The organism is Micromonospora sp. NBC_00330 (assembly GCF_036136635.1).
Taxonomy (GTDB): domain Bacteria; phylum Actinomycetota; class Actinomycetes; order Mycobacteriales; family Micromonosporaceae; genus Micromonospora; species Micromonospora salmantinae.
In genome coordinates this window covers 6,185,690-6,210,918 of record NZ_CP108012.1, presented here as the reverse complement: position 1 = coordinate 6,210,918, position 25,229 = coordinate 6,185,690, and the positions used below count along the sequence as shown (strand labels likewise).

General features: G+C 70.7%; 25 protein-coding genes, 1 tRNA gene and 1 other RNA gene. 12 read left to right on the top strand and 15 right to left on the bottom strand.

All coding sequences use genetic code 11. The features are described 5' to 3' along the window. Positions 1 to 50 precede the first annotated feature (50 nt). Together OG598_RS28290 and OG598_RS28285 are read left to right on the top strand one after the other, a co-directional pair. Positions 51 to 707, top strand: coding sequence for an HNH endonuclease family protein (locus tag OG598_RS28290; RefSeq protein ID WP_210780751.1), 657 nt, complete (start codon positions 51 to 53; stop codon positions 705 to 707). Continuing rightward, complete coding sequence (locus OG598_RS28285) at positions 683 to 1,072, top strand: hypothetical protein (protein WP_328655461.1); 390 nt, start codon at positions 683 to 685, stop codon at positions 1,070 to 1,072. The genes OG598_RS28290 and OG598_RS28285 overlap by 25 nt, the downstream gene beginning before the upstream one ends. Positions 1,073 to 1,096: 24 nt before the next feature. Here the strand turns inward: OG598_RS28285 and OG598_RS28280 are convergent, their stop codons facing one another. From OG598_RS28280 to OG598_RS28250, 7 genes are all read right to left on the bottom strand, one after another. Next, positions 1,097 to 2,200 carry an ABC transporter ATP-binding protein gene (locus OG598_RS28280; RefSeq protein WP_328651795.1) on the bottom strand — a complete coding sequence of 368 codons (1,104 nt, stop codon included), beginning with the start codon at positions 2,198 to 2,200 and terminating at the stop codon, positions 1,097 to 1,099. Then, positions 2,197 to 3,210, bottom strand: coding sequence for an ABC transporter ATP-binding protein (locus OG598_RS28275; RefSeq protein WP_328651794.1), 1,014 nt, complete (start codon positions 3,208 to 3,210; stop codon positions 2,197 to 2,199). The genes OG598_RS28280 and OG598_RS28275 overlap by 4 nt, the downstream gene beginning before the upstream one ends. A gap of 8 nt (positions 3,211 to 3,218) precedes the next feature. Continuing rightward, positions 3,219 to 4,181, bottom strand: coding sequence for an ABC transporter permease (locus tag OG598_RS28270; protein ID WP_328651793.1), 963 nt, complete (start codon positions 4,179 to 4,181; stop codon positions 3,219 to 3,221). Further along, on the bottom strand, positions 4,178 to 5,182 hold the full coding sequence (locus tag OG598_RS28265; RefSeq protein ID WP_124776655.1) for an ABC transporter permease: 1,005 nt from the start codon (positions 5,180 to 5,182) through the stop codon (positions 4,178 to 4,180). The genes OG598_RS28270 and OG598_RS28265 overlap by 4 nt, the downstream gene beginning before the upstream one ends. Before the next feature lie 85 nt (positions 5,183 to 5,267). Beyond that, a complete protein-coding gene (locus tag OG598_RS28260) occupies positions 5,268 to 6,929 on the bottom strand; it encodes an ABC transporter substrate-binding protein (protein ID WP_196920183.1) in 1,662 nt (553 codons plus the stop codon). A 313-nt stretch (positions 6,930 to 7,242) separates the two neighbouring features. Continuing rightward, entirely contained in the window at positions 7,243 to 7,836 is a 594-nt protein-coding gene (recR, locus tag OG598_RS28255; RefSeq protein WP_210780747.1) for a recombination mediator RecR, read from the bottom strand. Positions 7,837 to 7,844: 8 nt separating this feature from the next. Next, positions 7,845 to 8,153, bottom strand: a complete 309-nt coding sequence (locus tag OG598_RS28250; protein WP_007466279.1) for a YbaB/EbfC family nucleoid-associated protein — start codon at positions 8,151 to 8,153, stop codon at positions 7,845 to 7,847. A gap of 201 nt (positions 8,154 to 8,354) precedes the next feature. On the opposite strand from OG598_RS28250, the gene OG598_RS28245 reads away from it, so the two are divergent. Then, positions 8,355 to 9,041 (top strand): DUF998 domain-containing protein, encoded by a 687-nt coding sequence (locus OG598_RS28245; RefSeq protein WP_328651792.1) that lies wholly within the window; start codon positions 8,355 to 8,357, stop codon positions 9,039 to 9,041. Between the two features lie 72 nt (positions 9,042 to 9,113). Here the strand turns inward: OG598_RS28245 and OG598_RS28240 are convergent, their stop codons facing one another. Next, the gene (locus tag OG598_RS28240) at positions 9,114 to 12,305 is read right to left on the bottom strand and encodes a DNA polymerase III subunit gamma and tau (protein WP_328651791.1); all 3,192 of its coding nucleotides are present in this window, start codon (positions 12,303 to 12,305) and stop codon (positions 9,114 to 9,116) included. A 202-nt stretch (positions 12,306 to 12,507) separates the two neighbouring features. Further along, an RNA gene (gene ffs, locus OG598_RS28235) (signal recognition particle sRNA small type) lies at positions 12,508 to 12,597 on the bottom strand. An 82-nt stretch (positions 12,598 to 12,679) separates the two neighbouring features. Between ffs and OG598_RS28230 the strand changes: the two genes are divergently transcribed. Continuing rightward, positions 12,680 to 12,764 (top strand) — tRNA-Ser (locus tag OG598_RS28230). A 262-nt stretch (positions 12,765 to 13,026) separates the two neighbouring features. Continuing rightward, positions 13,027 to 13,470: a hypothetical protein gene (locus OG598_RS28225; protein ID WP_328651790.1), complete on the top strand. Its 444-nt coding sequence runs from the start codon at positions 13,027 to 13,029 to the stop codon at positions 13,468 to 13,470. 151 nt (positions 13,471 to 13,621) lie between these two features. Here the strand turns inward: OG598_RS28225 and OG598_RS28220 are convergent, their stop codons facing one another. Beyond that, entirely contained in the window at positions 13,622 to 13,864 is a 243-nt protein-coding gene (locus tag OG598_RS28220; RefSeq protein ID WP_328651789.1) for a flavin reductase, read from the bottom strand. 197 nt (positions 13,865 to 14,061) lie between these two features. On the opposite strand from OG598_RS28220, the gene OG598_RS28215 reads away from it, so the two are divergent. Together OG598_RS28215 and OG598_RS28210 are read left to right on the top strand one after the other, a co-directional pair. Next, positions 14,062 to 14,829 (top strand): helix-turn-helix domain-containing protein, encoded by a 768-nt coding sequence (locus OG598_RS28215; RefSeq protein ID WP_328651788.1) that lies wholly within the window; start codon positions 14,062 to 14,064, stop codon positions 14,827 to 14,829. Next, positions 14,820 to 15,011 (top strand): DUF397 domain-containing protein, encoded by a 192-nt coding sequence (locus tag OG598_RS28210; protein ID WP_145796322.1) that lies wholly within the window; start codon positions 14,820 to 14,822, stop codon positions 15,009 to 15,011. The genes OG598_RS28215 and OG598_RS28210 overlap by 10 nt, the downstream gene beginning before the upstream one ends. Positions 15,012 to 15,047: 36 nt before the next feature. On the opposite strand, the gene OG598_RS28205 is transcribed toward OG598_RS28210, so the two are convergent. Continuing rightward, the gene (locus OG598_RS28205) at positions 15,048 to 15,695 is read right to left on the bottom strand and encodes a DUF1349 domain-containing protein (protein WP_328651787.1); all 648 of its coding nucleotides are present in this window, start codon (positions 15,693 to 15,695) and stop codon (positions 15,048 to 15,050) included. A gap of 157 nt (positions 15,696 to 15,852) precedes the next feature. Here OG598_RS28205 and OG598_RS28200 point away from each other — a divergent pair, with 157 nt between their 5' ends. Beyond that, positions 15,853 to 16,407, top strand: coding sequence for a hypothetical protein (locus OG598_RS28200; RefSeq protein ID WP_328651786.1), 555 nt, complete (start codon positions 15,853 to 15,855; stop codon positions 16,405 to 16,407). Between the two features lie 93 nt (positions 16,408 to 16,500). Further along, positions 16,501 to 16,995, top strand: coding sequence for a hypothetical protein (locus OG598_RS28195; RefSeq protein ID WP_442931394.1), 495 nt, complete (start codon positions 16,501 to 16,503; stop codon positions 16,993 to 16,995). Positions 16,996 to 17,009: 14 nt separating this feature from the next. On the opposite strand, the gene OG598_RS28190 is transcribed toward OG598_RS28195, so the two are convergent. Together OG598_RS28190 and OG598_RS28185 are read right to left on the bottom strand one after the other, a co-directional pair. Continuing rightward, on the bottom strand, positions 17,010 to 18,557 hold the full coding sequence (locus OG598_RS28190) for an alpha/beta hydrolase (protein ID WP_328651784.1): 1,548 nt from the start codon (positions 18,555 to 18,557) through the stop codon (positions 17,010 to 17,012). 38 nt (positions 18,558 to 18,595) lie between these two features. Next, positions 18,596 to 19,756, bottom strand: coding sequence for a serine hydrolase domain-containing protein (locus OG598_RS28185; RefSeq protein WP_328651783.1), 1,161 nt, complete (start codon positions 19,754 to 19,756; stop codon positions 18,596 to 18,598). 110 nt (positions 19,757 to 19,866) lie between these two features. Between OG598_RS28185 and OG598_RS28180 the strand changes: the two genes are divergently transcribed. Beyond that, complete coding sequence (locus OG598_RS28180; protein ID WP_328651782.1) at positions 19,867 to 21,087, top strand: sensor histidine kinase; 1,221 nt, start codon at positions 19,867 to 19,869, stop codon at positions 21,085 to 21,087. Further along, positions 21,075 to 21,722: a response regulator transcription factor gene (locus OG598_RS28175; protein ID WP_328651781.1), complete on the top strand. Its 648-nt coding sequence runs from the start codon at positions 21,075 to 21,077 to the stop codon at positions 21,720 to 21,722. The genes OG598_RS28180 and OG598_RS28175 overlap by 13 nt, the downstream gene beginning before the upstream one ends. Positions 21,723 to 21,772: 50 nt before the next feature. On the opposite strand, the gene OG598_RS28170 is transcribed toward OG598_RS28175, so the two are convergent. Next, the gene (locus tag OG598_RS28170) at positions 21,773 to 23,386 is read right to left on the bottom strand and encodes a carboxylesterase/lipase family protein (RefSeq protein WP_328651780.1); all 1,614 of its coding nucleotides are present in this window, start codon (positions 23,384 to 23,386) and stop codon (positions 21,773 to 21,775) included. Between the two features lie 172 nt (positions 23,387 to 23,558). Between OG598_RS28170 and OG598_RS28165 the strand changes: the two genes are divergently transcribed. Continuing rightward, positions 23,559 to 24,494, top strand: coding sequence for a TetR/AcrR family transcriptional regulator C-terminal domain-containing protein (locus tag OG598_RS28165; protein WP_328651779.1), 936 nt, complete (start codon positions 23,559 to 23,561; stop codon positions 24,492 to 24,494). A gap of 4 nt (positions 24,495 to 24,498) precedes the next feature. Here the strand turns inward: OG598_RS28165 and OG598_RS28160 are convergent, their stop codons facing one another. Next, positions 24,499 to 25,131: a TetR/AcrR family transcriptional regulator gene (locus tag OG598_RS28160; RefSeq protein WP_328651778.1), complete on the bottom strand. Its 633-nt coding sequence runs from the start codon at positions 25,129 to 25,131 to the stop codon at positions 24,499 to 24,501. Positions 25,132 to 25,229 lie beyond the last annotated feature (98 nt).

Sequence of the window (25,229 nt, the reverse complement as noted above, 5' to 3'; positions counted from 1 at the left end):
GGGTACTGTGCGCAATCGCCGGGAGCCCCCAAGCTGGAGAGGTGTCGTCTGTGCGTACCAGATCAGGACCGCGAGCGGCGGTGGCCGCGCTCACCGCGGCGCTGGCGCTCGGCGTGGCCGGTTGCGTCCCGCAGGATGAGCCGACCACACCGCCGTCGAGCGACGGCGGCAACGCCGCGGAGCAGCTGAGTCAGCTCACCGTCGCTACCGCCGGCTCGATGAAGGGCTACAGCCGGGAGCGTTTCCCGCACTGGCGGGACACCGGCAAGAACTGCGATGTCCGGGACAGCATCCTCCAGCGCGACGGCAAGGACGTGAAGCTCTCCGGCTGCAACGTGGTCGGTGGGCGCTGGGAGAGCGTGTACGACGGTCGCAGCTTCTCCGATCCCTCCGACGTGGACATCGACCACATGGTGCCGTTGGCGAACGCGTGGCGCTCGGGTGCCGACGAGTGGGACAACGCGAAGCGCGGCGATTTCGCGAACGACACCACCCGTCCGCAGCTTTTCGCGGTTTCCGCCTCGTCGAACCGGGCAAAGGGTGACCAGGACCCGTCCCAGTGGAAACCGGCAAGCCGGTCCTACTGGTGCAAATACGCCCAGGACTGGGTGACGGTCAAGCACTACTGGAAGCTGACGGTGACCAGCGCCGAGAAGGCCGCCCTGACCGACATGTTGGAGGGCTGTTCAGTGGGGAGCGATTCGTGACCACCGCCGGGGATAGCGGCCCGTCCGCCGCCGGCATGACCGCGGACGGCACCGCCGAGACTCCCGCCGCCGTGCCGGGTGCCGGCATGGTCGCGGATTCGGGCGGGGCGGCCGGCCCGCAGACCCGCACCACCGACATCGTGCCCGGCCCCGGCGGCGTGATGACCGACGAGGTCGGCGTCGTCACCGGTGACCTGACGCTGCGCACCGAGTACGCGGACGGCAAGATCACCCTGCGGGTGCAGTACAAGGACGCGGACGAGTGGTACGCGGTGACCGGCACGTCGGTCACGCTTGCCGACCCGGCCGGGCTGGACGCGGTGCACGGCGTCGCTGTGGGGCTGCTGAACCGCCCCGAGGGCTGACGAGCGCCGGCACCGCGTCCAGTCTCAGACGTACGAGCCCGGCTCGGTGGGCGCGGAGACCACGCCCGGCGCGTCCCCCTCGCCCTCGGGTCGGACGATCTGCGCGCTGACCCCGTGCGGGCGCAACTCGCCGCTGGCGATCTGCTCCGCGAAGTGGCAGGCCACCCGGCTGGCGCCGATGTCCCGCAGCACCGGTCGCTCGTCGGCGCAGCGGGTGGGCTGCGCCCACGGGCAGCGGGTGTGGAAGCGGCAGCCGGACGGCGGGTTGGCCGGCGACGGCAGGTCACCGGCGAGGAGGATCCGCTCCCGGCGGTCCTCCACGTCCGGGTCCGGCACCGGCACCGCCGACATCAGCGCCCGGGTGTACGGGTGCAGCGGCTCGGTGTAGAGCCTGTCGCTCGGCGCCTCCTCGACCAGCGCGCCCAGGTACATGACGCCGACAGTGTCGGAGATGTGCCGGACCACAGCGAGGTCGTGCGCGATCACCAGGTAGGTCAGCCCCAGGCTGTCCTGGAGTTCGTCCAGCAGGTTGACCACCTGGGCCTGGATCGACACGTCGAGCGCCGAGACCGGCTCGTCGGCGACGATCAGCTCCGGCCCGAGCACCAGGGCGCGGGCGATGCCGATGCGCTGCCGCTGCCCGCCGGAGAACTCGTGCGGGTAGCGGGACAGCGCCCAGCGCGGCAGCCCGACCGCGTCCAGGGTCTCGCCGATGATCCGTCGACGGTCGGTGCGGTCGGTGCCGATCCCGTGGGTCTGGAGGCCCTCGGTCAGGATCGACTCGACGTTCTGCCGGGGGTCGAGGCTGGACATCGGGTCCTGGAAGATCATCTGCATCCGGCGACGCATGCTGCGCAGCTTGCCGGACGGCAGCGTCGTCAGCTCGACGCCGTCGAAGCTGACCTCACCTGCGGTCGGCGGGGTGAGCTGGAGCAGCGCCCGGCCCAACGTGGACTTGCCGCAGCCGGACTCACCCACCAGGCCGTACGTCTTGCCCCGCGCGATGCTCAGGTCGACACCGTCGACGGCCTTCACCTGGCCGACCACCCGGTCGAAGAGCACCCCCCGTTTGATCGGGAAGTGCACCTTCAGGTCGCGCACCTCGACGAGGACGTCGTTCTCGCTCACGCTGATTCCTCCTCGCGCGGGGCGGGCACCATGCCCGGCAACGGCTCCGGGTTGACGCACCGGTAGCTCCGTCCGTCGTGCGCGTGCACCAGCTCCGGCGGCTCACCCACACACTCGTCGATCCGCCGGGCGCAGCGCGGGGCGAAGGCGCACCCGTCCGGCCAGGGCAGCAGGTCGCGGACCGAACCGGGAATCGGGTTGAGCTTCTCGCCCCGCCCGGCGTCCAGGCGCGGCACCGAGCCGAGCAGACCCACCGTGTACGGGTGACGCGGCTGGCGGAACAGCGGACGACGGCGGGCCGTCTCCACCACCCGGCCTCCGTAGAGCACGTTGACGGTGTCGCACATGCCGGCCACCACGCCCAGATCGTGCGTGATCATCAACAGTGCGGTGCCGGAGTCGCGGACCAGTTCCTTGAGCAGCTCCAGGATCTGGGCCTGGATGGTGACGTCCAGCGCGGTGGTCGGCTCGTCGGCGATCAGCAGCCGAGGCTGGCAGGCCACCGCCATCGCGATGAGCGCACGCTGGCGCATCCCACCGGAGAGCTGGTGCGGGTACTCCTTGAGCCGCCGCTTCGGGTCGGGGATGCCGACCCGGTCCAGCAGCGCCGCCGCTTCCTTCGCCGCGGCCTCGCCCTTCATCCCCCGGTGCCGGGTGAGCACCTCGGTCACCTGCAAGCCGATCGGGATCACCGGGTTCAACGAGGAGAGCGGGTCCTGGAAGATCATTGCGATGTCCCGGCCCCGGATGTCCCGCCGCGACCTGTCGTCGAGCTGTAGCAGGTCGGTGCCGTCGAAGACGGCCTTGCCGCCGACCCGCAGGCCGGGCTGCTTGGGCAACAGACCCATGATCGCGAGCGAGGTGACGCTCTTGCCACAGCCGGACTCGCCGACCAGGCCGACCACCTCACCGGCGTCGACCGAGAAGGACACCCCGTCGACAGCGTGCACGGCCCGCTGACCGCGGCGGGCGAACGTGACGGCGAGATCTTCAACTTCGAGCAGTGCCATTGCTGGGCCTACTTCCGCAGCTTCGGGTCGAGGGCCTCACGCATCGCCTCACCCAGCAGGGTGAAGCCGAGCGCGGTGATGATGATCGCGACGGCCGGGTAGATCGCCAGTGACGGCCGGATGCCGAGGTACTGCTGCGCGTCGGCGAGCATGACCCCCCACTCCGGTACGGCGGTGTCCGGGTTGCCGAGGCCGAGGAAGGAGAGCGCCGCGGCCTCGATGATCGCGGTGGCCAGGGTCAGCGTGGCCTGCACGATCACCGGGGCGAGCGAGTTCGGCACCACGTGGGTCAGCGCGATCTTCGACTTCTTGACGCCGAGCGACGTCGCCGCCAGCACGTAGTCGCTGTTGGCCTGGGAGATCATCGAGCCGCGCAGCAACCGGGCGAACACCGGCACCGAGACCACGCCGACCGCGATCATCACAGTGGTCAGGCTGGCCCCGAGCAGAGCGGCGATGCTCACCGCCAGCAGCAGGCTCGGCATCGCCAGCAGCATGTCGATGAAGCGCATCAGGGTGGTGTCGATCCACCGTCCCCACCGGCCACCGAGGCCGGCCGCGGCGCCGGAGACGCCACCGATCAACGCGCCGATCGCCAGACCGATAAGGGTGGAGACCACGCCGACCAGCAGGGTCTGGCGGGCGCCCACGATCATCCGGCTGAACTCGTCGCGGCCCTGGTGGTCGTAACCGAACCAGTGGTCGCCGTTCGGGCCGGGAATGGTACCCGGCTTGATCAGCCCCTCCCGGATGCCGATCGTGTCCGTCGCCGCGTACGGCACGAGGAACGGGCCGATGACCGCGACCAGCACGAAGAGCGCCAGGATGACCGCGCCGACGATCGCGGCCGGGTTGCCGCGCAGCCGGCGGAACGCCTCCTGCCAGAGGCTGACGCCCCGCTCGTCGTCACGGGCGGCCAGCTCGGAGAGCCGGTCGATCTTCTCGCGCTTCTTGCCTGGGCTGAGTGTCATCGCACCCTCACCCTCGGGTCGATGAAGCTGTAGGAGAGGTCGACCAGGAGGTTCACCAGCACGTACACCACCGCGATGATCAGGATGAAGCCCATCAGCACCGGATAGTCGCGTTGGCCGATGGCCTCGGCGACGAACGCTCCGATGCCGCTGAAGGCGAAGACGGTCTCGGTCAGCACCGCGCCGGAGAGCAGGCCGCCCGCGAGCAGACCGATCGAGGTGGCGACCGGCAGCATGGCGTTGCGCAGGACGTGCCGGCGACGAACCGTCTGCTCGGTCAGGCCCTTCGCCTCGGCGGTCCGTACGAAGTCCTCGTTCAGCACCTCCAGCACGCTCGCCCTGGTGATCCGGACGATGATCGCCAGCGGGATGCTGGCGAGCGCGATGCTGGGCAACACCAGATGCCAGAGGGCGTCGGCGGCGGCGTCCCACTCACGGGTCATCAACCCGTCCAGGACGAAGAAGTTGGTGACCCGGGTCGCCCCGAGTGTCGGGTCCTGCCGGCCGCTGGACGGGAACCAGTGCAGGTTCTCCGAGAAGATCGCTTTGAGCACGTAGCCCAGGAAGAAGACCGGGATGCAGATGCCGATCAGCGAGCCGCCCACTGACGCGTGGTCCAGGAAGCGGCCGCGACGACGGGCGGCCAGGTAGCCCAGCGGGATGCCGACGCCGATCGCGATGATCATCGCGGTGATGGTCAGCTCGACGGTGCCGGGGAAGCGCTCGATGAACTCCGTGGTGACCGCCCGCTTGGTGGAGGTCGAGGTGCCCAGGTCGAGCTTGATCATCCGCCGTACGAAACGGCCGTACTGCACCAGGATGGGCTCGTCGAGCCCCATGTTGCGGCGGATCGCGGCCCGCATCTCGGGTGTGCCGCGCTCGCCGAGGATGGCGGTCTCGGGGCCGCCGGGAAGTCGGCGGAGCCAGATGAAGAGCAGGAGGGAGAGCCCGAACAGCGTGGGTATCAGCTGAAGCAGGCGCCTGACGATGAACCGGAACACGGCGGCCTCGAAGGGGTGCGGAGGGTTGCGGGCGGGCGCTGTGCGACAGCGCCCGCCCGCGTTCCTTGCTGCGTCAGATCAGGACTTACTTGAACTCGGCGGTCGCGTACCGCTCGTCGGTGAGCGGGCTCGCCTTGACGCCGGTCACGTCCTTGCCGAACACGATCGCCGGCGGCGAGTGCGAGATCGGCACACCGGGCAGGAAGTCCATCACGGACTTGTTCAGGGCCTTGTACTTCTCGGTCCGGGCCGCGATGTCGGCGGTGCCGTCCGCGTCCTTGAACTGGTCGAACAGGGCCTTGTTGTTGAAGCCCCACTCGTCCTTCGGCCGGTCGAAGAAGGTGCCGATGAAGTTGTAGGCGTCGCCGTAGTCGCCGGTCCAGCCCAGGAAGTGGATGTCGTGCTTGCTACCCGAGGTGGTGGCGTTCAGGTAGTCCGGGCTCCACTTCAGCGGGATCGCCTCGACGGTGATGCCAACGGCCTTCAGGTCCGCCGAGAGCAACTCGAAGATGTCCTTCGGGTTCGGCATGTACGGCCGGGTGACCTCGGTCGGGTAGTGGAACTTCAGCGTCAGGTTCGACGCGCCTGCCTCGGCCAGCAGCGCCTTCGCCTTGGCCGGGTCGTAGGTGTACTTCGTGACGTCACCGTTCCAGCCCTCGACGGTGTCCGGCATGAAGTTGTCGGCGACCTTGGCACCCGGCGGCAGCTTGGAGGTGACCAGCTGCTGACGGTTCAGGGCGTACGCGATGGCCTGCCGGACGCGGATGTCGGCGAGCTTCGGGTTGCCCTTCTGGTTGATCGCCAGGTAGAGCACGTTGAACGCCGGGCGCGTGAGCATGTTGAAGCCCTCGGACTTCAGCGGCTCGACGTCGGCCGGGCCGACCAGGTCGTAGCCCTGGATGTCGCCGGAGCGGAGCGCCTGCTTGCGGGCGTTCTCGTCCGAGATCGTCTTGAAGATGAGGGTCTTCAGCTTGGCCTTGGCGCCCGAGTAGTCCTCGTTGCGCTCCAGGGTCAGCGTCTTGTTGGCCACGTCCCAGGTCTTGAACTTGAACGGGCCGGTGCCGGTCGGGTGCTCCGTCGCGTACGCCGGGTACTTGATGTCCTCGGCGGTGCCCGCGACGTTGCTCGCGTCGAACTCCTGCAGCGCCTTCGGGCTGTGGATGGAGAACGAGGGGAGCATCAGCGCGGCCGGGATCTTGCTGGAGACCCGGGTGAAGGACAGGTCCACAGTGGTGGCGTCCTTGGCGGCGCAGGACTTGAAGAGACTCGGCGGGAGATCCGCGTTCTCGTTCTTGGCGAAGCCGCCCATGACGTCCTGCCAGTACGCGGTCACGTCCGGGCTCTGCATGAGGCCCTTGGCGTTGTACCAGCGGTTGAAGTTGACGCAGACGGCCTCGGCGTTGAAGTCGGTGCCGTCGTGGAACTTCACGCCCGAGCGGAGCTTGAAGGTCCAGGTGGTGCCGGCGGCGTCCGGGGTCCAGGACTCGGCCAGGCCGGGGGTGACCTTGGTGCCACCCTCCTCCGGTCGGACCAGGGTCTCGAAGACCTGACGCGCCACGCGCAGCGACTCACCGTCGCTGGCGAAGCTCGGGTCGAGCACCTTCGGGTCTCCGGCGACGCCGAAGACGAGGGTGTCCTTCTTGCTACCGCCGGATTTGTCGTCGCGGTTGCTCTCGGCGCAGCCTGCTACCGCGAGGGCCGCGACCGCGATGGCCGCGATCGCGACCTTCGGCCTGGGTGCACGCATGTGTGCTTCACCTCGTCCTTGGGGGTACGGACAACGTGGTGACAGGGGTCACCGATGGCGGTGACCATAGCTCCCGATGCGTCCACCCGGAAACCGCTGAGTGGACGGTTGGTATCGGATCGTGCCTCAACCGCCGCTTGACATTCGATTCTTAGGTAAACAGCGGCAAAAACCGATCAATCAGCACCCGCGATGCCAAACTGTTACGTCGAACAGCCCCGATGAGGGCACAGGTGTCAGATCATTTCCGGGCAGGGACACAGCGGTGGCCGGCACCCACACGGGTGCCGGCCACCGGCCGTACGTCAGGGGGTCAGACCGCGCGGCGCCCCTCGAAGGCCCGACCGAGGGTGATCTCGTCGGCGTACTCGAGATCGCCGCCGACCGGCAGCCCACTGGCCAGCCGGGTCACCGAGATGCCCATCGGCTTCACCATCAACGCCAGGTAGGTGGCTGTCGCCTCGCCCTCGGTGTTCGGATCCGTGGCCAGGATCAACTCCCGCACCCCGCCACCACCGAGCCGGATCATCAACTCCCGGATGCGGAGATTGTCCGGGCCGATCCCCTCCAGCGGATTGATCGCGCCACCCAGCACGTGGTAGCGACCGCGGAACTCACCCGTCCGCTCGATGGCCACCACGTCCTTGGGCTCCTCCACCACGCACAGCACCTCTTCGGTGCGACGCTGGTCGCGGCAGATCCGGCACTGCTCGGACTCGGCCACGTTGTAGCAGGTAGTGCAGAACCGCACCAGCTCCTTGACCTTGCGCAGCGCGCCGGCCAGCCGGTTGACGTCGGCCGGATCAGCCGAGAGGACGTGGAACGCGATCCGCTGAGCGCTCTTCGGACCCACGCCCGGCAGCCGACCCAGCTCGTCGATCAGATCCTGGATGGCACCTTCGTACATCTGCCGGCTCAGAAACCGGGCAGGCCGAGGCCGCCCATGCCGCCGGCGACCGGGCCCATCTTGCGCTCGGTCAGCTCCCGGGCCGCCTCGGCGGCGTTGTGCACGGCCGCAACGACCAGATCCTCCAGCGTCTCCACGTCGTCCGGGTCGACGGCCTTCGGGTCGATCTTGATGGCCTTGAGCTCACCGGAACCGGAGACGGTCGCGGTGACCAACCCGCCGCCGGCGGTGCCGGTCAGCTCGGCCTCGGCCAGCTCGGCCTGGGCGGCGGCGATCTGCTGCTGCATCTTCTGCGCCTGCTTCAGCATCTGCTGCATGTTCGGCTGTCCACCTGGGCGCACGGGATGGCTCCTTCTCGCACTCGTCTGCTCGACCGCCGCTCAGCCTATCCGCTGGGACCGACCTCGCCCCGCCCGGTGCGTCCGCCCACGCCGAGCCTTCGGGTACGGCTACCCCTACCCCGAACCGGCCATCTGCTGGTAGTGCGCCCATAGCCGTCGCACTGGTCTGCTCGTGGCATGAACCTCAACCGCACCGGCCGGGTCGGCACACTGTGCTGGCTCGCGGCCGCGCCCATCTTCCTCGTCGCCAGCCTGATCACCGGGCTGCGATGGCGCGAGCCGGCCTACAGCTGGGCCACCCACAACATCAGCGACCTCGGCAACGCCCACTGCGGCATCTGGGACACCACCCGCCCCCGCTACGTCTGCTCACCGTGGCACCCAATGATGAACACCGCGACACTGGCCACCGCCGTACTGCTCGCCGCCGGGCTCCTGCTGACCTGGCGAATCCTCGGCCGCGGCCCGGTGGTGCGCACCGCCCAGACACTCCTGCTGCTGGCCACCGGCGGTTACGCCCTCGCGGCCCTCTACCCGGCCGACATCGACGAGAACCTGCACGTCCTCGGCGCAGTCCTGATCATGGGGATGGGCAACATCGGCCTGCTCCTGGCCGGCTTCGCCCCACGCACCACGACGCTCGGCCGATGGCGACGGCTCACCCTCACCGCTGGGCTGATCGCGCTGGCCGGAACAACACTGTTCGCCGCCCAACAGGGCCTGGCCATCGGGGTGGGCGGCATGGAACGAGTAGCCGTCCTACCCTTCCCCCTCTGGGCCTGCGCCCTGGGCGTCCTGCTGGCCGAAACCCCACCAGCCCTCGCCCCCGCCCGCGTCGATCATGGGATTGTGGTGCCGGAATAAGTCACCGACGGGCGGTTTGTCACCCACCACAACTCCATGATCGAGGGCGCCGGGTGCGGGGTGGCGGTGCTGTTAGCGGGCGTCGATCTCGTTGATCTTTTCGGCGCCGAAGGTTTCCCGGAGCAGCCGTACCGCCTGCTCCTCGCTGGACTCCCGTGCGGTCTTCTCGTCGATGATCTCGTCCAACGGCTCGTCGCCCGGGTCGAACCCTTCAAAGGCCGGGGCCGCGGCCGGTGCCGCGCCGCCGGGTCGGCCGGCCCGCGCGGGGCCGTCGAAGTCCGGGTCGTAGGGCGGCTCGCCCGCCCACTCGGCGTCCGCGACGGGCCGGGCTGCCGCTCCGGTACGCGCACCGCGCCCCGCCGCCGCCGCGCGAGCCGCGGCGATGGCGCTGCTCACCGGCGCACCACCGGCTGCCGCCGGCTGCCGGGCCGCAGGTGTCGGGTTACCCCGCCCGCCCGGCTTACCGCCACCGGCCGCTGACCCGGAACCGCCCGGCCCGGTGCCGTTCGCGCCACCGCCGTTGGTGCCGCCGCCGTTCGTGCCACCGCCGTTGGTGCCGCTGCCGTTGGTGCCGCTGCTGTTCCCGGCGCTGCTGTTCGCGCCGCTCGACGCCGGTGCGGATTGAGGGCTCGGCTCGTTCCCGGCCGACGCGCCGCCAGGTCGGGCGGCCTCCGGCCAGTCCTCGTCGTCCGTAGCCTCGGCGGGAAGGGCGCCGCCGCCGGGGCGGGCCGCCTCCGGCCAGTCGCCGTCGTCGTCCGCCGCCGAGGCGGACTGCGCTGCGACCCGCCCCCCAGCACCGTGACCAGCGGAACCCGCACCGGCACCGCCACGCGAGGCCGAGCCGGCAGTGCCGCTCGGGTTCGCGGCGTTCGTCGGGCCGGCGGCGGCCGGGGCGTTGGGGCCCACAGTCCCCGGCCCGGCGGCGTTCGCACGTGGCGCTGCGTTCGAGCCTGACGCGGCGTTCGAGCCAGACGCGTTCGAACCCGGCGCACCGTTCGAGCCCTGCGCGGGGTTCGAGCCAAGCCCGCCGTTCGGCCCCTGGGCGGGGTTCGAGCCAGGCCCGCCGTTCGAGCCAGGCATGGGGTTCGAGCCAGACGCTGCGTTCGAGCCGGACGCCGGGTTCGAGCCAGGTACGGGATTCGAACCAGGCGCGGGATTCGAACCAGGCGCGGGGTTCGAGCCGGGCGCGGGGTTCGAGCCGGGCGCGGGGTTCGAGCCGGGCGCGGGGTTCGAGCCGGGCGCGGGGTTCGAGCCGGGCGCGGGATTCGAGCCAGGCCCGGCTGACGGCGCGCTCGTCGGGCCGGCGGCAGTCGGGGTCGCGGCGTTCGTCGCGGCGGCGGGCGTGTCCGACGTGGCCGGCGGGGCGGCGGGTCGGGCTGGTGCGGTCTGCTGCGTGCGCGGTGAGCCGGACAGCGACACGCCACCGCGCTCGCCAGCCACCTCGCACCGGATCTGCCAGCGCCCGCCCAACTCCTCGTAGAGCGCGTCGGTGAGCACCGCCGCGTGGTCGGCCATCATCTTGGCCAGCACTGTGGACTTCACCGTCAGCACCAGCATGTCGCCGTCGAGTTCGCGGACGACCGCGTCGCGCATCAGGGCGGCGATCCGCTTGTTGGTCCGGTTGACCTTGCCGACCACGTCGGGCCAGACGCGGCGGACCGCTACCGCGTCCAGCGCGGCGGCCGGCGCTCCGGGTCGGGGCGGCGCGGGCGTGGCCGGGTCGGGCAGCACCGCCGACGGTGGCACCACGCGACGCGGGGTCGGGCCGGCGGGTGACACGGGTACGGCCTGGTCAGCGGTTGCCGACCCGGTCGACGCGCCGGGGGAGGCCGGGATCGGCGAGTCGGCTGCCGAGGCGTACGAGGCCGGCGCACCGGAGGTCGGAGCGGGCGAGGCAGGTGCCCCGCTGGCCGAAGCAGCCGGGGCGGGAGCGCCCTGGGCCGGGGACGCCGCCGGGTCGACAGCCCACGGCGGTGCGGAGGTAGGGGCGTTCGCTGGTGTCGGGGTGGCGGCAGCCGGAGCCGGGGCGGCTGGCTGTGGGCGTACCCCTTGGTGGTTGGTTGGCGCGGAGCCGGCGGCGGCCGACGGCGCGTCGGTGCCGCCCGCTGTGAGCCGGCGTTCCATCCGCTCCAGGCGCTGGAGCAGGCCGCCGGTGGAGTCGTCCGCGCCGGGCAGCAGCATCCGGGCGCAGATCAGCTCCAGCAGCAGGCGGGGCGCGGTGGTGCCGCGCATCTCGACCAGGCCGTTGTGCACGATGTCGGCGCAGCGGGACAGCGTGGCCGAGCCGAGCTGCGAAGCCTGGGCTGCCATCCGCTCGATCTGGTCGGCCGGGCCGTCGATCAGGCCCTTCGCGGCGGCGTCCGGCACCTGCTGGATCACGATCAGGTCGCGCAGCCGCTCCAGCAGGTCGGAGGCGAACCGGCGCATGTCGTGCCCGGCCTCGGCGACCCGGTCGACGGTGGCGTACGCGGCCGCGCCGTCGCCGGCGGCCAGCGCGTCGCACATCTCGTCGATCAGCGCCGAGTCGGTGACCCCGAGCAGCGCGACGGCCCGCGCGTAGCTGACTCCTTCCGCGCCGGCGCCGGCGATGAGCTGATCGAGCACCGAGAGGCTGTCCCGCATGCTGCCGCCACCGGCGCGGACCACCAGCGGAAAGACCGCCGGCTCGACGGCGACGCCCTCGGCCTGGGTGAGCTGCTCCAGGTACGGGCGGACCACCTTCGGCGGAAACAGCCGGAACGGGTAGTGGTGGGTCCGCGACCGGATCGTGCCGAGGACCTTCTCCGGCTCGGTGGTGGCGAAGATGAACTTGACGTACTCCGGGGGCTCCTCGACCAGCTTGAGCAGAGCGTTGAAGCCCTGGGTCGAGACCATGTGCGCCTCGTCGATGATGTAGATCTTGAAGCGGCTGCTGGCCGGCGCGAAGAACGCGCGCTCGCGCAGCTCGCGGGCGTCGTCGACACCGCCGTGGCTGGCCGCGTCGATCTCGATCACGTCGATCGAGCCCGCGCCGTCGGCGGCCAGCGAGCGGCAGGAATCACACTTGCCGCACGGCTCGGGAGTGGGGCCCTGCTCACAGTTGAGCGAGCGGGCCATGATCCGGGCGCTGGTGGTCTTGCCGCAGCCACGAGGGCCGGAGAAGAGGTAGGCGTGGTTGAGCCGTCCGCTGCGCAGCGCCTGCGACAGCGGCTCGGTCACGTGCTCCTGACCGATGACCTCAGCGAAGGTACGCGGCCGGTACTTGCGGTAGAGCGCCAGCGTCACTCGTCCCGCCTCCTCTCGACCGAGCCATTCTGCGCCGGTCGGGCGCGGGTGACCACCCACCACCCCGGCGCCGCGGATGCCGTGCTTGATCCACCGGGCCGCCAGGGCTTGATCGACTCGGTTTCCTGGAAACCGCGGTGTCCGCGTGGCCGGGACACCGCGACATCACGGACGCCGAGTGGATCAACCGGCCCACAGACAAAAAGGCCTCCCGTGCACCCGGCAGAGCTCGCTTATCCTTGCTGCCTTCCGGCCCTGGGGAGGTTCACGAGATACCGCCGCACGGGAGGTGACGCCCAGCCTACCCGACCGCCCGTCGATCTTCAGGGGGTGGTGGGGTGGCCCGCCCGACTCGGGCCTGTATCCTGGCTCGCGGAGGATTCGCCTAGAGGCCTAGGGCGCACGCTTGGAAAGCGTGTTGGGTTTACACCCTCACGAGTTCGAATCTCGTATCCTCCGCTCACCTGAGCAGCACGAACGACAGGGCCGGCCCCACGGGGACCGGCCCTGAGTCGTCTGTGCGGTGGCGTCAGCCACCACCTGGACACGCTCCGCGCCCTGCGCCGAGAACCACGCCTCCAGGTTGGCGTCCCGTTCGCGGATCTCGTGACCTCGGGGTTCAAGGTTCGTCGAAGGTCTGGACAAGCCGGCATCGCAATGATCAGGCCAGTCGGCACCGACCGAAGGGCCGGAGCGATCGATGCAGAGGAGTGCGACGGACATGACACGATCCCTTGCCAGGCGGGTACTGCTGCCGCTGACGGTGGCGCTGACCGCGATCCTGGCCACCTCGAACCCGGCGGCTGCCGCCGGCAACGACGACTACACGGTCTACACCGGCCAGTGGGGCGGCGCAGTCGACTTCATCGACTACGGCCCCGGCGCGGCCGGCGGCGGTGACAACGACGACTACCTGGTCATCCGCGACATCGCCGCCGACGGCCACGGGGTGCAGGTCTGGGCGTGGCTGCACGGGAAGTACCTCGGCACGAAGTACAACGGCAGCGGCGCGTGGACCTCGGTCATCTACGACCCGTACACGATCTTCCCGAACAACGTCGCGAAGGGCGAGGTCATCGGGCTCAAGATCTGCCTGGTCGACGGGAAGGACAACCTGATCCAGCCGAGTTGTTCGAGTCTCGAATGGCCCAGCATCGACGGCTGACCGGACGAACCGGGCCGGCGCCCTTCGGAGGTCCGTGGGTACTCCGAACGGCGCCGGCTCTCCCACCGGTGAGCGACACCGCGCTCAGGCGGGGTCGCTCACACACCTGCAGCAGGTGTGATCCGGTCGACGGGGCACGCGCCGGGACCGTTCAGGCGCGGGCGCGGGCCCAGGAGAGGAAGCGGTCGGCAAGCCGGGCCGGATCCACGTCGGCGAGCTGTTCGCTGGCCTCAGCCTGGAGCGTCGCCAGGTAGACAGTCAACGCGAGCCGGTCGTGCCGGTATTCGCCGAGCAGCCGCAGCTTCGCCGCCGAGCAGGGCCAGGCGATGCCGCACGCGGCACAGCGCCAGGTCGGTCGGGTCGGTAGGTGGTTCCGGTAGCGGCGGCGGGGCATGGGCGGATCTCCTTCGCGGTGGGCGGGGGCCGCCCCGCCTCCCCGTCGGGGCGACCCCGGACTGACGCCGACCGCCGGGCTCCTGCACCTCCACCGGCCACGCCGTCTTCTGTGGACCACCCTCGGGAGAGTTACGAGACAGATACACCGCGTAGCGATATGGTTCCCGGATATCTAGGACATCCGATGGAGGAGCCGTGAACGACGCGCTTCGGGTGGCGCTCAGCGACACCGGACACACCACTGAATCTCTCGCCGAGACCGTCGGCGTCGACCCGAAGACCGTGGGGCGCTGGTTGACCGAGGACCGGATCCCGCATCCACGCCACCGGCTGGCGGCAGCGGAGGCGCTGCACAAGGACGTGTCGGACATCTGGCCGGACACTTCAAGACGTCGTGACCCCATTTGGTTTCGTCCGTGGCAGGAGATCGAGCGCGAGGCGGTGTCGCTTCGGTCGTACGAGTCGACAGTCCTGCCGGGGTTGCTCCAGACCGAGGCGTACGCCCGCGCGGTGCTGGGCGACGCGGGCCTGATCCCCCGGGGTGAGATCGAGCGGCATCTCACGGTCCGACTCGGCCGGCAGGGCATCCTCAGGCGGGACGACCCGCCGCAGTTCACGGCGGTCGTGGACGAGGCGGTCATCCGCCGTCCGGTGGGCGGCCGGTCGGCGATGCGCGAGCAACTGCTGGCCGTGGCGGCGGCGTGCGTCGAGCCGCACATCCGGGTGCACGTCGTGCCCAGCACGGTCGGCGCCTATGCCGGCCTCAACGGACCTTTCGTGATCGCGCACAGCCACGACCACCGGGTCGCCGGCTACCTCGACAACCAACTTCAGGGACAAGTCGCTAGCGACCCCGAGGACATCGCGGCCATGATGGCGGCATGGGAGAACGTGCGCGGCGAGGCGTTGTCCCACTGGCAGTCGGTCGAACTCATCCAGGAAGTGGCGGAGTCATGGAGCTGAACGGCGCCCGGTGGCGCAAGAGCAGCCGCAGCAGCGGCAACGGCGGCAACTGCGTCGAGGTCGCCGACAACCTGCCCGGCGTCATCGGCGTACGGGATTCAAAGGACCCGACCGGCCCGGCGCTCGCCTTCGCGCCCACGGCCTGGCGTGCGTTCGTCACCCAGCTCACCCGACGCACCTGACCTGCGCCCGGTCACACGCCCACCGCGGCAGGTAGGTCAGGAGCCGTCGCGCAGATCGCCCAGACGCTCTGCCCGGAACGTGATCTCGTCGAAGGTCACGCTGCACCCCTCACCGGTCGGGGACTGGCCCGCGAAGCCGATCCGGTCGCGAGACGTGTCGGGGTCGAGGAGGAAGACGCGGATCAACTGCCAGGTCTCACCGTCGACCGAGGCGTGGTACGCGTAGACCCCGTCGACCCGGGAGACCCGCAGCCACACCGACCGGTCGGGTACGACGAAGGCGTTCGCGTCGTCGGCGACGCCTCGGCAGATGACCGACACGATCATCGGGTCGCCGGCTGGCGAGAACTCGAAGCACAGCTTGGCCCAGCGCCGCTCGTCGAGCCACAGCAGGAGCACCCCGGCGTCGAAGGTGGCGGCGAAGCCCACGCTGACCCGGGCGCTGAACTGGAAGTCCCCCGTCGGCAGGTCCCCGAGCAGCGTCGCCGCGTTGAGCGTCGACTCGGCGCTGACAGTGGTGGTCTCGGCCGCCTCGGCGGAGCCGGTGCTGGGGTCGATGAAGATGTCCGTGTGCGGCTGCGCCTCGACCGCCACGGTGCCGGCCGCCTCGTCGACCCGCCACAGCTCGGCGGACGAGGGCGCGAGCGGGAACGGCACACCGGGGACGCTCAGTTGATTGGCCATGGCCAGGACCGTACAACCGTCGCCCTGCTCGCTGATGCCCACTCATCGAGCAGGGCCCGGCACGTCCACCCTCCGGCCGGTACCGTCCCAGGCAGCGACGACGGAGAGCCCGTCGTACACATGTTCTATCCACAGGCTGTGGACGACCGGAGGTTCCGTGGCTTACCAGCTCAGCGCGGTGGTCGCGGACGTCGAACTGCTCCGCGAGCAGACCGCCGAGCTGGATCACGCGGTCCTCGGCGAGCTGCGCCAGGACTTCGCGTTACTGCCGGTCACCCCGCAGCTGGTGATCGAACTGACCGGGTCGTTGCCGGATTTCGCCACTGACGACCGCAGCGCCGCGCGCCCGTTCGGCCTGGTGTTGTCGACGGCGCTGACCGAGGCGCTGACCCGCTGGTCACAGTCGGGGCCGGTGGCCTATGTGGAGGCCGAGTTCGGTGGTGGCGTCGGCTACCAGTCGGCAGTGGTGTGGTTGGGCGGGGCGCTGTCGTGGGGCCCGTGCTTCGACGACGAGTTGAGCGCGCCGCGCGAGCAGTGGCCGATCAACTGTGCGCTGAGAGAGCTCGGCGTGGAGCCCGGCACCTGGATCGACAGGTTCGCCGAACTGGGGTTGCACCTGGAGCGGAGCACCGAGGGTTGGCTGGCGCACGGCCGGCGTCGACTCAGCGCCGACTACTGGGACGAGCTGGTCGAACAGTGGGAAAACCAGTAATCCGGCGATCGGCAGCAACCTGAACGCTCCCGTTCCGTTGGGGACTGGGGGATTCCAATGAAATTGCGACAATTTGCGTTTATCGCCGCGCTGTTGACGGCTGCCTCGATCGCGGGCAGCGGCGTACCGCCAACCGGGTCGATTCCGAACGGCCGGCCCGCCGGCAACGTCGAGATCATCGACCTGAACGGCCTGCGCAACATCGAGTTCGGTGCCACCGAGGACGAGCTGACCCGACGCGGCATCCTGCGTACCAGCCTGGACGCCTGCGGGCCGATGCTCGCCGGCCACGACACGGTCAGCCCGGTCTTCGTGGAGGACAAACTCGTGCTGCTCTGGGTCGGCGACCCGATGCGGACACCGGAGGGCATAACGGCGGGGTCTCCCGTCGACGAGGTCTGGGACCGCTACCCGGAAGTCAGCCGACTACGAGCTCCACAGGGGACACATCGGCTCGACGGGTTACTCGCCCGCAGCGGGGACCGCGCGTACCTGTTCCTGCACGACGGGCGCACTGTCCGAAAAACCATCGCCGGGTACGCGGACTGGGCCCGCCGCCTCTTCGACGAGGGTGCGGGCCCGTGCTGACCGGCGCGGACTGATCAGGACGGCGTGCGGCTGACGCAGTCGAGGTCTCTGGCCGGCAACTGTCCGTCGGCGAGGTAGGCGACGACCGCATCGTCCACGCAGACGTTGCCGTAGTTGCCGAAGACACCGTGAATCCGAGCGTCGTGCAGGGTGATCAGCCGGGAGCCGGTGAGCGCCCGGTGCATGGCCTGACCATGTCGGTAGATCGTGCGAGTGTCCCCCGTGGACTGCACGATCAGTGCCGGCACGGAATTCTGCACGACTGTCGGCCGCTCCCGGGGTTGCTGAGGCCAGAACACACACGGGCTGACCGCCCTGGTCAACTCCCCGAAACGGGGTTCAGCGGTCTGATGCTGCCGAATATCGCGCCAGTAGTGCCCGGCATCACGGCGTACCGGCACGTCCCCGCAGAGGATCGCGGCCTGCACGCTGCCGGTAGCCGACTCGGCACCGGTCAACAGGAACGACAGAGTGTCCGCCAGAGACGCGGTCGGCGTCGCGGAGCCCGACACCACGGCCTGCCACAGCACCCGAACCGTCTCCGCGAGGTCGGCCTGGGATTCGTCCCGATCGTCGCCGAGCCGATTGAGCAGCAGGTACGGCACCGACTGCCGGTCCACCTGATAGCCACCCACCCGTAGCGGGCGGCGGGCCGCGGCGGCGAGGATTCCGTCCACCACCGCCAGTACCTGCTGACCGGTGCGGCCCAGGCCGTACCGCTCGTGGTGGCGGGCCGTCCAGTCCGCCCAGTCGCGCAGTGCGACCTCGTTGGCGGGACCGGCCTCGCGCAGCACCCTCGCGCCGTAGCTGGCGGGGTCGACCGCGCTGTCCAGGACGACCCGATCGGCACGCCCCGGGAACATCTGGGTGTAGACCGCGCCCAGATAGGTGCCGTAGGAGTAGCCCAGGTAGGAGAGCTTCTGCTCGCCGAGCGCGGCCCGAAGCAGGTCCATGTCGCGGGCCGTGTTCCGGGTGGTGATGTGCGGCAGCAGGTCGGCGTGCCGGCGGGCACATCGGGAGGCCAGGTCCCGTTCGAACGCGGTCAGCCGGTCGAACGTGGCGCGGTCCGGCCCGGCGGAGCGAGTCCAGGTGCCCGTTGGCCAGCCGCAGTCCAGCGGGGTGCTGCGACCGACGAACCGAGGGTCCAGCCCAACGAGGTCGAACCTCGCCCCGACCTCACCCAGCCACTGCCGGATGGGCAGAACGTCCGACATCCCCGGCGCACCGGGACCGCCGGTGTTCAGCAGCAGGACGCCGAGCCGGTGCGCGGTGTCGGTCGCCGGCAGCCGGGACAGTGCCAGGGTGATGGTGCGACCATCCGGGCGGGCATGATCCAGCGGAACGGCCAGCTCGGTGCAGGAAGCGCCGGCCTGGTCCAGCTCGGCACCAGCCGGGTCGGCCGAGCCCTGCTGGCAGGTGTGCCAGTCGAGCCGCTGCCGCTGGGGACCGGCCAGGTCGTCGGCGGCGGCCGGCACCGGCCCGGCGGCAGTGACGGTGATTGCCAGCACGGTCAGCGCCGCCACCATTCTCAGCGCCGTCGCGGTCCATCTGCTCCAGGTCATCGTCATCTCCTCGGTTGGGAAATCGGTCCGGCGGCGAATCACCGGGCCTCACACAGGGCGGTGTGCAGGGTCGTGGACAGCGCCTGCCAGCTCTCGTACGACGCCGGCTCGTCGTTCACCACCAACTGCGCCCGGCGACCGTCGGTGGTGACCCCGCCCAGGGTGCGAAAGCCCGGCGTCGTGCCACCGTGGCCCCAGTAGAGGGCCCCGCCGCAGCCGGCCAACGGCGTCGAGATGATTCCGAGCCCGTATCGGGCGTCAGGCCACAGCCGGTCCGGATCGGTCGGCACGGTGTGGGTCATCTCAGCGACGCCGACCGGGTCCAGCAGTCGACCGCCGAGCAGCGCGGCGAAGAACCGGTTCTGATCCGCGAGGGTCGAGACCAGCGCCCCACCAGCTCCGCCGTACGACATGTTGAACTCGGTGATGTCGCGCCGCCGCTCGGCGCCGACCAACGCGTAGCCGCGCGGATGGGGACCCCGGATCCGCACCGAGTCACCCGGCCAGTAGGTATCGCGCAGGCCCAACGGCCCGATGATCCGCCGGGTGATCTCCACACTGATGCCGCGGCCGGTGACCTGCTCGACGATCAGGCCGGCGAGGACGTAGTTGGTGGTCGAGTAGTGCCAGCTGGTGGCCGGCGGCGGCTGGGCCAGCGCCATCGCGATCAGCTCCGCCGGCGCGAAGTGCCGATACCGCCAACGATCCACCCGGTCCCAGTCGAGCGCGTCGACGTGGTCGGGCAGGCCGCTGGTGTGCCGCAGCAGATCGCGGACGGTGATCCGTCGGCCGTCGTAGCCGTTGCCACGGACCCGGCCCGGCAGGTACCTCTCGATTGGGGCGTCCAGGACGAGCTGGCCTTCCGCGACGAGTTGCAGCACCACCGTCGCGGTGAACGTCTTCGTCGAACTGCCGATCCGGATCCGTTCGTCGACCCGCATCGGCCGGCCCGTTCGCAGGTCGGCCCGGCCGCTGGCAGCAGACCACCGGCCGCACCCGGGTCCGCTCACCTCGATCGCCGCGCCGACCAACCGATGGGTGCCGGTCAGGTCGTGCAGCGCGGCGGTCGTCGCCGGTCGGTCGGAGCACGCCGGCCCCGGTTGACGGGCTGCGGCTGGTGCTCCCACGCCGGCAAGGGCGAGCAGGACAACTCCGGCGAGCACGCCGAATGTGTGCCGTCGTCGTGTCGGTCTTCTCATGTCGTCGACGCTAGGGACGGCCAGGCCGGACCACGAGGGAGCAGAGACCCGGATCAATGGTGTAGCTGGCTACACTGCCCCGGCCGCCCCTGTGGACGGAGAATGTGACGATGCGGCGGGCTTGGTTCGCGACGACGTACCTGGTGACCGGCGGGGCCACTGCGGTGGCGTCGGCGGTCGCGATCGGCGCGCTCGCCGGCGCACTCGGCCTGAGCCTCGTCCTGGTCGGCATCGCGCTGCTACCGCCGGCCGTGCGTGTCCTCCGGTCGATCGCTCGCCTGGAGCGGCGCCGCGCAGACCGGTTGCTGGGCCTGGCACTTCCGGCCGAGTCCCAGGTGCTGTGCGCCAGTCAGGCCGCGTGGCTGCGCGCTGCCGCAGGCAATCCGGTCACCTACCGAACTGCGCTCTGGCTGACCGTGCACGCCATCGCAGGCGTGCCGCTAGCTGCCGGTGTGCTGCTGCTCTGGCTGCTCGCGCTGGGTGGGTTGATCGTGCCGCTGACGTGGTGGGCAGTGCCGGTCGAGGCGCCGCTCACCTTTGTCGTGCCGATCCGGAGCTGGGCCCACGCACTGCTGGTGCCGCCCCTGCTCGGGCTCGCCGCGCTGGCGCTTCTCCGGTGGGCCGTCCCGGTCTGCGCCGTGGCGTACGCCCAGGCGGCGCGGGCGTCGTTCGCGCCGTCCTCCCGGAGCCGGTTGGAACGGCGGGTCACGGAGCTCACCGCCACCAGGGCCGGCGCGCTCGACGCCCACGCGGCGGAGCTGCGGCGGATCGAGCGCGACCTGCACGACGGCACCCAGGCCCGATTGGTGGCGATCGCCATTCAGCTCGGCGTCGCGCAACGCCAACGGGCAGCCGACCCGGCGCTGGCGGACCAGCTGATCGAGCGGGCGCGGACGAGCGTCGAGGCAGCGCTGACCGAGCTGCGCGCGGTGGTGCGGGGCATCTACCCACCGATTCTGGCCGACCGAGGGCTGCCGGGCGCGGTGCACGCGCTCGCCGCCGACTGTCCGGTGCCGCTCACGGTCCGGGTCACCCCGCTGCGACGACTACCCGCGGCGTTGGAGAGCGCCGCCTACTTCGTCGTGGCGGAAGCGCTGGCCAACATCACTCGGCACAGCAGGGCGACCGGGGGTGACCTGCGGGTGGAGCACCAGGCGGGTCACCTGGTGGTCAACGTGACCGACGACGGCATCGGCGGCGCGCAATCGTCGATCGGCACCGGCCTGACCGGCATCCGGCGCCGGGTCGCGGCACTGGACGGCAGGGTCGAGCTGAGCAGCCCGATCGGCGGGCCGACAGTGCTACGGGTGGAGTTGCCGTGCGCGTCCTGATCGCCGAGGACAACGTCCTGCTCCAGGAAGGGCTCAACCTGCTGCTCAGCACCGCCGGCTTCGAGGTGACGGCAGCGGTGGACACACCCGACGACATCATCGCGGCGATCGATAGGCAGCGGCCCGACGTCGCCATCATGGACATCCGACTGCCGCCCACGTTCCGCGACGAGGGGTTGCGCACCGCGTTGGCCGCGCGCCGGCTACACCCCGGGCTGCCGGTGCTGCTGCTGTCCCAGTACGTCGAGCGCGCCTACGCGACCGAGCTGCTCGTCGACGGGCAGGGCGGCGTCGGCTATCTGCTCAAGGACCGGGTGTCCCGGGTCGAGGAGTTCCTTGACGCGTTACGTCGGGTCGCCGCCGGAGGCACCGTGCTGGACCCGCAGGTCGTGGCTCAACTCGTCACCGCCCGGCGCAACCCGCTCACCGATCTCACCGCACGGGAACGCGAGGTGCTCGCGCTGATGGCCGGAGGCAGCACCAACACGAGCATCGCCGCCCAGCTCGTGATCACCGAGCGCGCGGTGAGCAAGCACATCGGGAACATCTTCACCAAGCTCGACCTGCCACCCGACGGCGACGTGCATCGCCGGGTCGCCGCCGTGCTCACCTTCCTGAAGGATCCGGGCCGGTGAGTGGGCCGGGTCCCCCGAAGGTCGGCCCACTCGTCGCGCCCGTGACGGCATCAGCGGCGGAGCGACCGCCAGAAGTCGTACGAGTGGGCCGTCGCGAAGTCCGTCCTGCCCGATCCGCCGCCACCGGCGAACACCCGCACGTACGGAGCCTCAGGGCGCAGTCGAGGCCAGCCCGCTTGACCCGTCCGGGCGAAGTCGCTCCAGGTGCGGACCATCTCGTCGGAGAGCCGCCGCTGGGTGGGCGTGAGCGCCTCGGCGTAGTCGACAGCGAACAGGTACGGCAGCTCGGCGCAGTGGTACGCGCCGCTGGCGAACGTCGGTTCGGGTCCTTCAGTGAAGAATGGCGCGTCCTCGTCGGCGAATTCGTATGCGAAGGTCGGCACCCGCCGCGCGAATGCCATCGCGGCGGAGTAGACCGGCTCGGCGTAGTCGTGATCGGTCAGCACGGCGCCCAACGTCTCGCTGGCGGGATGTGCGGGGTCGCGCGTATAGCGGGCCAGCACCTCCCCCGCGTGGTCACCGAACATGGCGCGCACCTGGTCGCGGTACTGGTCGTCGGTGAGCGGGCACGACTCCGGCTCCTGGTCCGGCTTCGGCGGCTCCGGGCAGTTGAGCCCGATCCGTTCCATCCCCCACACCACGAGCCGGGACTCGTCCCGGTTCATCCCGGTCAACACCGGCACCGGATGCAGCCTCCCGGTGGTCAGCGCGTCCGCCGGGTCCACCGGGAGCGTGCGCCCGTCGACGACCGGGCCCAGGTCGACCCCGGCGCCGGGGTAGCCGACAGTCTCGACCAGCCGGGCGGGGGAACGTCCGCGCAGGCAGGCGGCGACCACGGCGGGGTCGGTGCAGCCGATTCTCCGCGCGAACTCCTGGGCCGCCCCGATCGCCTCGGCCCGGCTCTGGACCGGGTTGGCGCACGAGTTGCTCTGCATGATCGCCCGGTGGAACAGACCAGCGGAGCCCGGCGCGGCGAGCTGCGCGCAGACGCTGGCCGCCCCGGCGGACTGACCGAACACCGTGACGTTGCCCGGGTCGCCGCCGAAGGCCGCCGCGTTGCGCCGCACCCAGCGCAGTGCGGCCTGCTGGTCCTGCAACCCGAAGTTGCCGGTGGTTCCGTCCCGACCGGCCAGCGCCGGATGGGCCAGGAAGCCGAGCGCGCCGAGCCGGTAGTTCACGGTCACGACGACGACGTCGCCACCGGTGGCCAGCCGCTGCCCGCCGTACCCGTCGCCGCTGCCGAACCGGAAGTCCCCGCCGTGCAGCCAGACCATCACCGGTCGAGGCGTTCGTGCGGCCGAACGCGGGGTGGTGACATTCAGGGAGAGGCAGTCCTCGGACTCCGAGGGTGTGTCCATCGGCAGCCCTTGCAGTTGCGCGCAGGCGGCACCGGGCCGGCTCGCGTCGCGTACTCCGGTCCATGTCGGACCGGGCTGCGGCGGTGCCCAGCGCAGCGCGCCCAGCGGCGGGCTCGCGTACGGAATGCCCTGGAACGAGCGGTGGTCTCCCGCGACGGTCCCCCGCACCGCGCCCTGGTCGGTCCGGACGACGGCCGCGCTCCGGCGCTCGTCGTTGGCTGCGGCCGGACCGACGGCCATCGCCGGGCCGACGAGGACGACAGCGCCCACCGTGACGGCCCATCGGGGGTACGAAACTCGTCTCATGCTCTCCCCATTCAGTCGACGCCGGTACGGCGTACGCACCGGGCTGCGCCGAGCATGTCGAGCTGGCGACCGTCGGGCCAGGGAGCTCTAGTACGGCCGTGGCAGGAAGGACGGGGGCGCCTGCCGGTGCTCTAGTGCGCTACGGTCACCGCGAGGCTGGCGGGAGGCGATCGTGGCGGAGATCGACGGGACCGCTCCCCCTTATCTGCGCATCGTCGGGGAGTTGCGACGGCGCATCGTGGCAGGCGAGTTGGGCCCGGGCGACCGGGTGCCGTCCACCCGGCAGATCGTTCGGGAGTGGGGCGTCGCCATGGCCACCGCCAGCCGGGCGCTCACCGCGCTTCGCCAGGAGGACCTGGTCCGGGCGGTGCCGGGCGTGGGCATGGTGGTGACCGGCGCAGCGCCGACCGCGCCGGGTCGAGGTGCCGCGTCCGCCGGTCGGCGGTTGCCGGTCCAGGGGTTGACCCGTGACCAGGTGGTGCGGACCGCTACGACGATCGCCGACGCCGAGGGGTTACCGGCGCTGAGCATGCGGCGCATCGCGACGGAGTTGGACGTCCCCACCATGTCGCTGTACCGGCAGGTTCGGGGCAAGGAGCAGCTTCTCGTACTGATGGCGGACGCGGCCTTCGCCGCGCATCGGCTGCCGCGCACGCTCCCGCCCGGATGGCGAGCCCAACTGGAGTTGCTCAGCCGACTTCAGTGGTCGATCTACCGGCGGCATCCCTGGCTGGCCCAGGTCGTCTCGCTGACCCGCCCGCTGATGGCACCGAAGGCCGTCGCGCACACCGAGTGGGCGCTGCGCGCCCTCGCCCGGCAGGGCCTGGACCAGCACACCCAGCTCCACCTGGTGGCCGCGCTGGCCAACCATGTTCGAGGCACCGCCATCAACCTGGAGCGAGCAGTTGAAGCGGAGCAGGACACCGGCCTGACCGACGACGAGTGGATGGAGGCCCAGGCCGACGTGTTCGGTGGGCTGCTCGCGGCGGGCGAGTTTCCGCATCTGGCCCGACTCAGCCGGACAGCGGTCGACCTCAATGTCGAGAGTCTCTTCGAATTCGGTCTGCAACGTCTGCTCGACGGGATGGCGGCGCTGCTCGAACGGTGACCACTCAGACCCTGTCGGTGGCCTGCTCGGGCGGGCGCGCCCCGGACGCGGCGACGAAACCGGCGAGCGCGATCTCGGCGGCCTGTCGCAGGTCTTCCCGGCTGACCCCGGCGGCTGCATGCACCGCCTGCCCCTCGGTGACGATCATGACGAAGCGGGCGAGCGCTACCGGGTCGGCGTGCGCGGGTAGGTCGCCTTCGGCGACGGCGCGGGCGAGCCGGTGGGCGAGGGCACCTTCACCGCCCAGGCGGCTGGTGGCGAGGAATCCGGCGATTGACGCGTTCTCGGTGGAGCAGCTGGTGCCGCCCTGGATCGACAGGCAACCGGCCGGCCGGTCGGTCCGGGTCACGGCGATCGCGTTCTCGCGCAGCAGGGTGGCGACCACCTCGTACGCGGTCGGTTGGGCGAAGGCGTCCCGCGCGTACCCCATGTCCCTTTCGGCGTAGCGGGCCACGGCCTTGCGGAACAACTCCTCCTTGCCGCCGAAGGCGGCGTAGAGGCTGGGTTTGTTGATCCCCATGGCCTCGGCGAGGTCGTTCACCGAGGCGCCCTCGTATCCCTGACGCCAGAACACCTCCACAGCGCGCTCCAGCGCCTCGTCGGCGTCGAAGCCCCGTGGTCGACCTCGCTGCGGCACAGCCCATCACCCCTTCTCCGCCCATCCTACCGACAGCGGAAACCGATCGGTACAGAAATTTGCGGACCCGGTCGGCGGTTGCTACGGTCGGATACGTA